The organism is Hydrogenivirga sp. (genome assembly GCF_056450045.1).
In genome coordinates, this window is the sequence record NZ_JBWONM010000097.1 from 1 (window position 1) to 12222 (window position 12222).

At 53.3% G+C, this 12222-nt stretch carries 11 protein-coding genes; 10 read left to right on the forward strand and 1 reads right to left on the reverse strand.

Going from position 1 to position 12222, the window contains the following annotated elements; all coding sequences use genetic code 11:
• Positions 1–208: 208 nt before the first annotated feature.
• Positions 209–2155 carry a cytochrome b N-terminal domain-containing protein gene (locus AC1HCM_RS04125; protein WP_479460513.1) on the reverse strand — a complete coding sequence of 649 codons (1947 nt, stop codon included), beginning with the start codon at positions 2153–2155 and terminating at the stop codon, positions 209–211.
• Positions 2156–2330: 175 nt separating this feature from the next.
• Between AC1HCM_RS04125 and AC1HCM_RS04130 the strand changes: the two genes are divergently transcribed.
• From AC1HCM_RS04130 to ahbA, 10 genes are all read left to right on the forward strand, one after another.
• Positions 2331–2504, forward strand: a complete 174-nt coding sequence (locus tag AC1HCM_RS04130) for a hypothetical protein (protein ID WP_479460514.1) — start codon at positions 2331–2333, stop codon at positions 2502–2504.
• 5 nt (positions 2505–2509) lie between these two features.
• Positions 2510–3037 (forward strand): cytochrome C oxidase subunit II, encoded by a 528-nt coding sequence (locus AC1HCM_RS04135; protein WP_479460515.1) that lies wholly within the window; start codon positions 2510–2512, stop codon positions 3035–3037.
• 11 nt (positions 3038–3048) lie between these two features.
• A complete protein-coding gene (locus tag AC1HCM_RS04140) occupies positions 3049–4746 on the forward strand; it encodes a cbb3-type cytochrome c oxidase subunit I (protein ID WP_479460516.1) in 1698 nt (565 codons plus the stop codon).
• A 3-nt stretch (positions 4747–4749) separates the two neighbouring features.
• Positions 4750–5490: an SCO family protein gene (locus AC1HCM_RS04145; protein ID WP_479460517.1), complete on the forward strand. Its 741-nt coding sequence runs from the start codon at positions 4750–4752 to the stop codon at positions 5488–5490.
• 114 nt (positions 5491–5604) lie between these two features.
• Complete coding sequence (locus tag AC1HCM_RS04150) at positions 5605–7254, forward strand: cytochrome D1 domain-containing protein (protein ID WP_479460518.1); 1650 nt, start codon at positions 5605–5607, stop codon at positions 7252–7254.
• A gap of 10 nt (positions 7255–7264) precedes the next feature.
• Complete coding sequence (locus AC1HCM_RS04155; protein WP_479460519.1) at positions 7265–8944, forward strand: cytochrome D1 domain-containing protein; 1680 nt, start codon at positions 7265–7267, stop codon at positions 8942–8944.
• Positions 8928–10016, forward strand: coding sequence for a radical SAM protein (locus tag AC1HCM_RS04160; protein WP_479460520.1), 1089 nt, complete (start codon positions 8928–8930; stop codon positions 10014–10016). The genes AC1HCM_RS04155 and AC1HCM_RS04160 overlap by 17 nt, the downstream gene beginning before the upstream one ends.
• Positions 10004–11053 (forward strand): cytochrome D1 domain-containing protein, encoded by a 1050-nt coding sequence (locus AC1HCM_RS04165; protein WP_479460521.1) that lies wholly within the window; start codon positions 10004–10006, stop codon positions 11051–11053. Before AC1HCM_RS04160 ends, AC1HCM_RS04165 begins: the two co-directional genes overlap by 13 nt.
• 2 nt (positions 11054–11055) lie before the next feature.
• Complete coding sequence (cobA, locus tag AC1HCM_RS04170; RefSeq protein WP_479460522.1) at positions 11056–11823, forward strand: uroporphyrinogen-III C-methyltransferase; 768 nt, start codon at positions 11056–11058, stop codon at positions 11821–11823.
• On the forward strand, positions 11816–12222 hold a 407-nt coding region (gene ahbA / locus AC1HCM_RS04175), incomplete at its 3' end, for a siroheme decarboxylase subunit alpha (protein ID WP_479460523.1). The genes cobA and ahbA, both read left to right, overlap by 8 nt.

The following is a 12222-nucleotide window of genomic DNA, read 5'->3' on the forward strand; positions in this document are numbered from 1 at the left end:
GGGAGCCCCCGACCAGCTGAGAGGGGGAGAGACGTCTATCCCGTCGCAGGTGTACTTCTTGGGAATGCTCTCTCCCTCCCTGAAAGCTTTGCTCTCTAACTTCATATCAGAACCTCCGAAAGCTACTCCCCCCGCAAGTATCAGGGGAAGGATAAAGCCGAGCATCTGTCCCCCCCTTAACACTGACATAATAGCACAAAGGGATGTATCACTCCGCTCCGAGTGCAAAGAATCCTCTCTCTTCTGAGTAAGAGAGGGCGAGGCTGTCTGAAGGCTTGAGCTCCCTCTGCATGAAGTTCCTTACCATCTCAGGGTGGGCTGTCTCAACGAGCCTTAGCTCAAGGCTGTGAACACCGGGCTCAAGTATGAACTCCTCGTAAACGTATATGGAGGAGTCCTTTCGCATTCCCCTCGGGTTGTACCTCTTCTTCAGTAGGAACTTTCCGTCAACGAGGAAGGTAAGCTCTATTGGGGACCTCTCAAGGGCGATGTTCTGTATAGCCTGCATGTGCTTTAGCTTGCTGTAGGTTCCCTTTACCTTCCTTACGGGAGAGGACCTGTACTTGAAGGTCAGCACCGCTACGGACTTGTCCGTAGGATAGAACTCAATCCTGTGGGTGGTCAGGGGATAGAAGCTCAGGAAGGGGATAAAGAGGATAACGGGAGCTAAGAGGTGGTTCACCCTATCCTTAGCCAGTATCACCGGCTCCTTGGAAAGGCTCCTGCTCCTGAGAGCCTTAAGGAAGTCCTCCACCTCCCTGCTCGCATCCTCAACACTTGGCTTTTCCAGAATCCTGACCCTCCCCCTGTCTATTACCTTCAGCAGCCTCGGTCTCCTCTCGCCCCTGAACCTCTCCTCCGTCCAGAGAACACCCTCTCTGAAGTAACAATCGGGTCCGTCGCAGGTAATCAGAAGGACGCCTTCGGCGTGTTTCAGAAGCTCCCTCATCCATACAGCATTAACCGCACCAGCGCAGGGAAGGGTCCAGACCATAACCTCCTCTGAGCTCTCAACCTCCGCACTGAAGGGACACCTGAAGACGAGAAGCCTCGGTCTTGAGTAGCTAACCGCGGACACTATCTCCCCGTAGGGAACCGTGTCAATGGTGCTTGCGCTGTAGTTGCAGGAGGCAACGCATATACCGCAGCCTGCACACTTGTCCTCTATAACGAAGGCTTTCTCTTCATCGGGGGAGAGGCGCTTCATGTATATGGCTTCGTAGGGACAGTCCTCAAAGCACTGCCTGCACCCCTCACACTTCTCCTCTATGACCCGCGCAGGCGGGTTTCTCCTCCCCTTTATCAGCCAGGGAAAGACCGTCAGAAGCCCGAAGAAGCCCAAGAAGGCTACCCAGTTCAGGGAGAGGGGAAGGACCTTGAAGAGGGGAAAGCCTGTGAGGTAAAACCAGTCTAGGCTCATGGCGAAGGGTATCTTGCCTAAGTTTGCGGGAGGGTCGCTCCTTGCAGGAAATATGAAGGCAACCGCAAGCGTGAAAACGGTCAGCAGGACCATCAGGTACCTCGGAGGGAAGAGCCTCGGTCTTGAAATCCTCATTACGTGAACCCAGAGGGTAAAGAGGAGGAGAATCGTCACCGCTATGTGACCGAAGAGGAGTATCCTGAAGAGCCCCCCGAGGTTCTTCAGATCGGTTCCGAGGAAGGCGCTCATTAGGACATGCCCGAATATGGGGATTATGCTGAAGAACTTAGCCATGAGGAGACCGGTGAGCTGTGCCCTCTCGTCCCATACGAGCAGGTAACCAGATATACCTATTACTATAAATATAAGGAGGGTTCCGACCCCAGAGACCCAGGCTACCCACCTGAAGAGCCTGAACCTGTCGGTAAGTATCATGTGGAGCATATGCAAGACGGCAAAGAGGATGAGCCCGTCGGAGGAGTACCTGTGGACGCCCCTCATCAAACTCCCGAGGAAAGAGGAGGATATAGCCTCTACGGAGTGGTAAGCCTGCTGGGGGTCAACCTTGTAGAAGAGGAAGAGGTAAATACCGGAGAGAACGTCAATTATGAGGAGGAACACCGTTATGGCTCCAAGGTAGTATATGGGATTTAGCCTTGAGGAGTAGATACCGCTGAGGGCATAGGATATCCTCTGCATGAACCTGTAGGTGGGACTCACGCTCACCAAATCCATCTCAGCCTCCATAAGTAATTACCTACTCACGGGCTTTTCTTAACATAATAGGAAAAATTGATTTTCTTATCATAAAAAATTTTTATACCCGGTGAAAGAAAAATTTATAAAAAAGATAAGAAGGTCATAAACTAAGTAATAGGGTGAGTGAATAAACATTTACGGAGGTGCTGGGATGAGTGAGGAGAAGAAAACGCCCTTCCTTCAGCTGGTCTTTGATGACTTCATTCTGCTCCTCTTTATAGGGGTCGCTGTCTACGCGATCTCCTACCTGATATGGGGGCTGATGGAGATAGCATGGCTCCCGCCTATACCCGATGAGGTAAAGCAGGCGCTCTTAGGGAGGTGAGTGTCATGGCTATTCTTCCGCCGGGAGAAGGATGGTTCCATCAGAAGGTCGCAAAGGATGAGAAGATATGGATGGGTCTCGCCTTTGTGGTGTCCGTCTTCCTGTTCTTCTGGATGATAATATGGCACGTCTACGCAAAACAGAATCCCTCCTTCGTAACCTACAAGACCACCCCGGAAGAGTTCTACGCCCTCACGGAAGCCTTCATAAACAAGTACAAGGTGGGTGAGGAGAACGGAGTTCCCGTCGTCAAACCACCACCCGGGGATGTCTTCCTGCTGGCGAGACAGTTCCGCTGGGAACCGGTCCTTATCCTCAGGAAAGGTGAGGAGTACAGGTTCCACATATCCTCGCTGGACGTTCTTCACGGCTTCTCCCTTCAGCCAGTGAACATGAACTTCATGGTATATCCCAAGTACGATTACGTCCTTACCTTCAGACCGACCTCTGCGGGTGAGTACGCCGTTGTCTGCAACGAGTTCTGCGGTATAGGGCACCACATGATGATAGGCAAGATAATCGTTGAAGAGTAGGGAGGTGAGCTATGGCTGTTGCTGTTGAAAGTGGAGAGAAGTGGTTCAGAACCTGTGACATAACGGGCTTCAAGGTTGACCTGAGGGCTGAAAAGATAGCCAAGGTCAACGCCGTTATGGCTGTCGTTTCCCTCCTCTTGGCTGTTATAGCAGCCCTGCTTCTCGTTCTGACGAGGTGGCAGCTTTTCCACGTTCTCCCCGTTGACTGGTACTACAGGATACTAACCCTCCACGGACTTGATGCTCTTGTCTTCTGGATAATATTCTTTGAGCTTGCCGCTCTTACCTTCACCTCAACCGCCTTCCTGAACACGAGGATGTCCTCACCGGCTGCGGGATGGCTGGGAACGGTGTTAGCCATAGTCGGTTGGCTCTTGGTCAACTACACCATCCTGACGGGAAACGCGGACGTTCTCATGACCTCCTACGCTCCCCTGAAGGCGCACCCGCTCTTTTACCTGGGAATGATACTATTTGCTGTTGGAGCTCTCGTTATAGTTACCGTCTTCTTCTCAAACCTCATGATATGGAGGAGGGAAAACCCCGGTCAATCACTGCCCCTCTTCGTTTACGGTCTCATGGCTGCCGCCATAATAGCGGTGATAACCATAGTCTCGGGAGCGATCATCTACATACCGACCTTCCTGTGGTCTCTGGGGATAATCTCCGACATAGACCCAGCGGTCTACAAGCTCGTCTGGTGGGGGCTTGGACATCCCTCCCAGCAGATAAACGTTGCAGCCCACGTCTCAGTCTGGTACCTGCTCGCCTTCCTTACGGTGGGAGGAACTTCTATAAACGAAAAGGTCAGCCGCTTTGCTTTCATACTCTACATAGTGGCTATCAACGTTGCCTCAGCCCACCACCTCCTCGTTGACCCCGCTGTGAGTCCCGTATGGAAGGTCTGGAACACGAGCTACGTTATGTACCTCGCGGTCTTCGCTTCAATGATACACGCCTTTGCCGTTCCCTCCGCTATAGAGGTAGCCCAGAGGAGGAGAGGATTTACCAAGGGTCTCTTTGAGTGGCTCAAAGCTGCTCCCTGGGGGAACCCGGGCTTTTCGGGTCTGATGCTCTCAATGATAATTTTCGGCTTCATAGGTGGCATAACAGGTGTTGTCAACGGCATGGAGCAGACCAACATAATAGTGCACAACACCCTCTCAATACCGGGGCACTTCAAGGGAGCCGTCGTGGGTGGAACAGCCCTCGCCTTCATGAGCGTCACCTACTACCTCATCCCGCTCCTCTTCAGGAAGAGGATAGCCTTCTACGGGGTATCCAAGTTCGTCCCCTGGCTCTTTGGCATCGGAGTTGCTATCCTGTCCGTCTCCATGTACATACTCGGAGCCTTCGGCGTTCCCCGCAGGCACTGGGACATAACCTTCTCCGGAGGTCCCTTCACCTACACTTACAACCCCGTTACCGACTTCTTCTGGGCTCTATTCGGTCTCGGTGGCTTGCTTGCGGTTGTCGGCGCTCTTATATGGATAATTCAGGTCGTGGTCTCGGTCTTCTTCGGGAGTTCCCTCAAGGGTCCTCAGGACCTTCAGATACCGATAGCCGAACCTCCCCCTCCCGCTAAGGAAGAACACACGGGCTTCGCCGCTCCGGGAACCTTTACCCTCGTTCTCCTCTTCATAACCGCCTTCATAATCTTCGTCGTACTCAACTACGGCTGGCTCTCGGCTATGTGGGAGGTGAAGTAACCCATGGCTCCCCTCCTTCTTCCCCTCTTCCTCCTTTTCTCTCTTTCCTTCTCCCAAAGCCTCATCCCAAGGGCTGAGCTCGTTATAGGCAACTACGTTCCCGACGTAAGGGTTATAAAAAGCAGTGGTGAGGAGGTGAAGCTCTCAGCTCTCTCTGGGGGAAAGCCCCTTCTTCTGAGCTTCATATACACCCGCTGCACCTCCTCCTGCCCTCTGATAGTCCAGAGCCTCAAAGACTCCCTTAGGGAGGTAGACGGTGAGTACCGGGTGGTCCTCGTTGACTTTGACCTCAGGGACAGCCCCTCGGACCTCAGGAACTACCTGAAGAGGGAGAAGGTGGAAGGATGGGAGGTCGTCCTCCCCAAGGGTGAGAAGCTGGCAAGGCTCTCTAAAGCTCTTGACTTCAGATTTACCTACGATGAGGACACGGATATGTTCGCCCATCCGAACGTTCTCATAGTTCTCTCCCCTTCCTTGAGGGTGGTAGGCTACATCCTTGGACTCTCCTATGACCAGGACACCCTCTCAAGCCTCCTTGGAAGAGCCCGCGCAAACGCCCCCTTGACGAACCCCATAAAGACGCTCTTTTTCAAGTGCTTCAGATACGACCCGGTCACGGGAAGCTACTTCTTTGACTGGTCCTTCGCAGCCATGATAGCTGGGGGACTGATACCCCTCTCCTTCATGTTCTACTATCTATTCCTTAAAGATGTTCTTACCTCCCTCAGGAGGTCCTCCGCATGAGGAAGTCCTTTTATACCAATATTTCTGAGTTAATGGTCTTTAACGGATTGACAGCAGGCGTCCGTGAGTGCATATTTACATATATGACATATATCAGGAGTAGGAGGTGTTGTCATGAAGTCTTTTAAGCTCGGTCTGGTAGCAGCTCTCCTGTCCCTGTCGGTGCCCATCGCCTCAAAGGCGGCAAGCGTGCCAAAGCTGACTCCCGAGGAGATGAAGAAGGCAGCCCAGATTTACTTTGACAGGTGTGCAGGCTGCCACGGTATGCTGAGAAAGGGAGCGACCGGTCCCGCCCTGACACCCGACATAACCCGTCAAAGAGGACTCAAGTACTTAGAGACGATAATCACCAACGGAACCCCCGGTGGTATGCCCGACTGGGGAAGACAGGGGATACTGAGCAAGGAGGAGATCAAGCTCATAGCCAAGTACCTCATGCATGAACCCCCGGAACCGCCCCTCATGTCCCTCGCGGACATGAAGAAGTGGTGGAAGGTCTACGTTCCCCCTGAGGAAAGACCTGCAAAGCCCCAGCACAAGCTCAACTGGAAGAACTTCATGGGAATAATCCTCAGGGACATAGGTAAGGTGGCTATCGTGGACGGAGACACCAAGAAGCTCGTGAACGTGGTTGACACAGGCTTCGCCGTTCACATCTTCAGGTCCTCCGGCACAGGCAGGTACTTCCTGACCATAGGAAGGGACGGAAAGGCGACCCTGATAGACCTCTGGCTGAAGAAGCCCGACAAGGTGGCTGAGGTCAAGGTCTGCTACGATGCCCGTTCCATAGACACGAGTAAGTACAAGGGACCTAAGGGAGACTACATGGACAAGCTCGCCATAGTCGGCTGTTACTGGCCTCCAAGCTTCGTTCTCCTTGACGGACAGACCCTTGAGCCCCTGAAGATTGTAGACACGAGCGACTACACCTGGGACACCAACGAGTACGTCAGGGAGGCGAGGGTAGCCTCAATAGTTGCCTCCCACCACGATACCGAATGGATAGTCAGCGACAAGGAGCCCGGGAAGGTGATGATAGTCAACTACAAGGACCCCACGAACCTGAAGATACACCTGATTGATGCGGAGAGGTTCCTCCACGACGGAGGTTGGGACCTTTCCAAGAGGTACTTCCTCGTCGCTGCCAACATGAGGAACAAGGTTGTCGTCATTGACTCCGTTGAGAAGAAGTTCGTTGCTGAGATTGAGACCGGTGTCAAGCCCCACCCCGGAAGGGGAGCAAACTTCGTCCACCCGAGGTACGGACCCGTCTGGTGCACCGGACACCTCGGTTCCAACAACGTAGCCTGCATAGGGACGGACCCCGTGAACCACTCAAGGTACGCCTGGAAGCTCGTGGCTAACGTTGAGCTCCCCGGACCCGGCGGAGGAACCCTCTTCATAAAGACCCACCCCGAATCCCCCCACATCTGGGTTGACAGACCCCTCAGCGCTGACCCCAAGCTCCAGAGACAGCTCTACGTTATAGACAAGGACAGCCTCAAGGTCATAAAGACGATAAACGTTATAGACGAGCTGAAGAAGAAAGGCTACAGGGGAATAGACGGAAGGATAGTCCACCCCGAGTTTGACATGCACGGCAAGGAGGTTTGGGTATCCGTCTGGGGAAGGAAGGACAAGCCCACCGCCATAGTTGTCTTTGATGACAGGACGATGAAGATAAAGAAGGTCATAACGGGAGACTGGGTAAGGACACCCACCGGCATATTCAACGTCTACACAACTACAAACGACATCTACTGAGGTGAGAAGGATGGTTTCTCTCATCTCGCCACGCTCCCTCGCCCCCTCCCTTTCCCTTCTTTTTTTCTTTTTCTCCCTGACGAGCGCTCAGGAGGGGAGGGAGATCTATATGAAGCACTGCGCCTCCTGCCACCACGAAAACAGGATAGGGAGGGTTGCCCCTCCACTCATACCCCAGCTTCTCAAGAAAAGGAGTGATGATGAGCTTGAGAAAATAATCAGGAAAGGCATACCTGCCACCACGATGCCAGCCTTCCCGAGCTTCGGAGACAAAGAGCTAAAGAGCCTTATATCCTACCTTAGAAGTCCTGTAGAGTCCGTCCCCTACTCCCTTCAGGATATACGAAAGAGCTACAAAAAGCTTGAAGGCAAGGAAAGGAAGCTCGGGATAAGAAGGCGTGAAGACCTCGTGGTTGCGGTGGACAAAGGTGCGGGGAAGGTCTTCCTCTTTGAGGGACTAAAGGTCCTTGACAGCTTCAGCTTCAAGAACGTACACGGAGGTGTGAAGTTCTCTCAAAATCACTTCTACGTTCCCTCAAGGGACGGATGGGTCATCTCCTACAGCCTTGAGAAGGGAAGACCGGAGGCAAAGGTAAGGGCATGCATCTATCTTAGGAACATAGCCCTTTATGAAAACACCGTGGCTGTGAGCTGTGTCCTGCCCCCCTCTTTGGTCCTCCTCAACGAGAGGCTGGAGCCAAAGCTCAGGATAGAGCTTGAGGGAAGACCGAGCGCGGTCTATTCGCTCAGCAGAAGGGGTGGCTTTATCTTGGGCTTCAGGGACAGGAGCTCCGTCGCCTTCGTAGGTAAAGAGGGAAACATCACCTACAGGAGGATAGACCAGCCCCTTGAAGACTTCTTCATAGACCCCCTTGAGAGCTACATCATAGGGAGCTCACGGAAGAGTAAAACGATAGCTGTTCACGAGCTCAGCACCCTTAGGAAGGTCTATGAGAGAGAGATTGACGCCATGCCCCACCTGTTCTCCTCCGCCTTCTGGTACTCGGGAGGGAACTTCTACTTCGCCACGAGGCACGTCCACTCCACTAAGGTGAGCATATGGAGGATGTACGACTGGAAGCTCGTTAGGGTGATAGATACGGGAGGAAAGGGCTTCTTCGTCCGCACCTCCCCCGGTGTGCCTGACCTCTGGGTTGATAACTCCGACGGCTCCTTCGTCCTAATTGATAAGAGGACCCTTCGGGTGGAGAGATTGAAGCTTGCAAAGGATGGAAGAGCTACCCACGTTGAGTTCACCCCCGATGGCAGGTTCGCCTACGTGAGCATCGTGGGGAGGAAGGGGAAGCTCCTCGTTTACGACCCCCTTGGGAGAAAGCTTCTCGGGAACTTCCCGATGCTTCATCCGGCGGGCAAGTACAACTACGTTCTGAAGACGAGAGCCTTTTATCCAGCCCTGCTCGGAAGGGAGGTCTTCATGGCTAAGTGCTGGGGATGCCACCACACAACGGAGGAAGCCTTCGGACCGCCCTTCCGTTGGATAGCGGAGCACAGGAATAGGGAGGAGATAGTCTCCCAGATAATCAACCCGGAGCAAACCGCTAAGCTTCTGGGCTACAAGAGGAACGCCATGCCAAAAATAAGGGTCAGTTATGAGGAGATAGAGACCCTCTTAGCCTTCATGGAGAGCTTAAGGGAAAAGGGAGGGAAAAGCTATGCTCAGGGTGAGTGAGTATATAAGGAAGAGCCTCAGGGGTGAAAGGGTAAGGACCCTTGATGGCGTGATACTGATATGGAACCTGACCAACAGGTGTAACCTCTACTGCAAGCACTGCTACTCCTCCGCCAATCAGGACAGGAGCGAGGAGCTATCCCTGGAGGAGATTGATAGGGTTGCGCAGGACCTCATCGGGGAAAAGGTCAGGTTCGCCATACTTTCGGGCGGTGAGCCCCTCCTGAGGGAGGACATCTACGATGTAGCCTTCCTGCTGAGGGAGAAAGGTATAAGGACCTATCTATCAACGAACGGACTTCTGATAAACAGGGAGAACGTTAAAAAGATAAAGGAGCACTTTGATTACGTCGGTATAAGCATAGACGGGACTCCCGAGGTTCATGACAGCTTCAGGGGCAGGAAGCACGCCTTTGAGGAGTCCCTGAACGCTCTGAGGCTCTGCCTTAAAGAGGGGATAAAAGTAGGTCTGAGGTTCACCCTGACCTCCAGAACCGCCGAGAGCCTGCCCTTTGTCCTTGACCTCGTCCAGGAGATAGGTGTCCCCAAGTTCTACCTCTCCCACCTCGTTTACGCCGGAAGGGGGAGGAGGCTTGGTGAGGTTGAAAGAGAGAGCTACAGGAGAGTTGTTGAGTTCCTTATTGAAAAAGCCTTTGAGTTTGAGGAAGAGGGCATAAACACTGACATAGTTACCGGCAACAACGAGGCGGATGCCGTTCTCCTATACAGGATGTTTACCCAAAGGTACCCTGAGCTCTCCGATGTTCTCTACGAGAACCTGAAGATGTGGGGAGGGAATCAGGCTGGAGTCAGGCTCGTGAACATAGACCACAGAGGGAACGTAAAACCCGACCCCTTCTTCTATCACAGCCTCGGGAACGTGAAGGAGAAAAGCTTCTCGGAGATATGGAACTCCAACGGACTTCTAACCGAGCTCAGAAGAAGACCTCGCCAGCTCAAGGGGAAGTGCTCTGAATGTCCCTACCTTGATATATGCAACGGCAACTCAAGGGCAAGGGCTTACTTCTTCACTGGAGACTACTCAGGGGAGGATCCGGCATGCTACCTCTGATATTACTTTTGCTCTTTGCCTTTGCCTTCCCTCAAAAGGTCTACGTCGTTGAGAGGGAGAGGGGGAGCGTAGCTGTCATCGTTGATGGAAGACTGAAAAAGGAGATAGCAGGGCTTGGGAATACGAACCATGCCACTCTCAAGTTCTATAAAAATTATGCCTACGTGGTCAGCAGAGACGGCTACCTGTCCCAGATAGACACCTCCTCTGACACCCTTCTTAAAAAGGTCAGGGTTGGTAAGAGCACCATAGGCTTTACCTTCTGCTCGGACAGGATAGCGGTGGCTAACTACTCTCCCCATACGGTCGTCTTCCTCAGCCCAGACCTGAAGCTCCTCAAAACTATAGAGACAGGCTCAAGGAACGTGGGTATAAAGGCTCACGGTAGACTGCTCCTCTTCTCTCTGATGGACAGGGACGAGATCTGGGCGGTTGACTGCCTGGATTTCAAAAGGGTCAAGGTTGTGCGCGAGGCAGGGAGCATGCCCTTTGATGCCCTCCTCTCGGGAGACAGATACATAGTGGGCTTCTTTAAAGAGAGTTCCGTCGGGATACTCAACCTCAAGGACATGAGCTACCGAAAGGTAAGCTTCGGTAGGAAGGGAGGGGAGGTCCTCTTCAAGATACCCCACTTCGGGCTCTGGGGTGTTTACGGGAGCAGAGCCTACATACCTGCTGTTGGAGATAGAAAGCTCCACGTCGTTGACCTGGAGGGCTTCAGGTATATAACCTCCGTTGAGCTGCCCGGGCTCCCCGTCTTCGTGTCGGTCTCCCCCGACGGCAGGTACTTGGGTGTCAACTACAGCGGCGACAGAGAGGACTTCTTCACCCTCATTGATAGAAGGACCCTACGGGTTTTGAGGACAGAGAGGCTCGGAAGGAGGATACTCCACTTCAGGTTCACGCCCGATGGAAGGTCTGTCTATATCTCCTCCTACTACGAGAACAGGCTCAAGAGGATATCCCTTCCAGAGCTCAAGGTCTTAGAGGAGATAGCTGTTCCAACCCCTTCGGGGGTCTTTATCAAGGGAGGTTAGCCATGGGCAAGGTCTATCTCGTAGGTGCAGGACCCGGAGACCCAGAGCTCCTCACCCTCAAGGCGGTCAGGGTTCTTGAGGAGGCTGATGTGGTTCTTTACGACAGGCTCGTCTGTGAGGAGATACTCAGCTATACAAAGCTCGGTTGCAGGCTCGTTTACGTGGGTAAGGAGGACGGAAAGCACACCCTGCCTCAGGAGGAGATAAACAGGCTCCTCGTTTACTACGCAGGTATCTACGACAGCGTTGTCCGCCTAAAGGGGGGAGATCCCTTCGTCTTTGGAAGGGGAGGGGAGGAAGCCCTCTACCTCATGGAGCACGGGATAGCCTGTGAGATAGTTCCCGGTGTTAGCTCAGCCTACTCTGTGCCAGCCTACGCAGGGATACCGGTGACCTTCAGAGGTCTGGCATCCTCCTTCGCCGTTGTTACGGGTCACGAAGCGGTTGGTAAGCAGAAGAGTGTGGACTGGAGGGCTTTCAAGGATGTTGACACCCTTGTAGTTCTGATGGGTGTGAGGAACAGACAGAGGATAGCCAGCGAGCTGATGCGCCTTGGTAGGGACCCCGATGAGCCGGTGGCTTTTGTTGAAAAGGGCACAACACCCGAACAGAGGGTCGTTGTTTCCACCCTCAGGGCTGTCTCCACAAATCCGCCCGAGGTGAATCCGCCGGCGGTGATGGTTATAGGTAAGGTGGTAGGACTCCACGGGAGGCTCAGGGAATTCCTTGAGAACCTGAAGCAGACAGGGGAGGGTATATACCATGCTTAGGGAAAGGCTTCTTAAGAGGGTCCAGCACCACATACCCATAGTGGAAAGACCCTTCCTTGAGATAGCGAGGGAGCTGGGGAGTGAGGAAGGAGAGGTTATGAAAACCCTTGAGGAAATGAAGGCTGAGAGGATAATCCGCCAGATATCACCCATATACGATACGAGGGCTGTGGGTTATGACAGCTCCCTCGTAGCCTTCAGGGTTCCGCCCGATAGACTCAGCGATGTTGCCCAGATTGTTAGCTCCCATCCGGGTGTAAGCCACAACTACGAAAGGGACCACGACTTCAACCTATGGTTCACCCTCGCCGTGCCTCCCGACTCACTGCTCGGACTTGAGGGAACGGTCGCTCTCATGGCAGAGCTCGGAGGTGTTGAGAACTACGTTGTGCTGAGAAC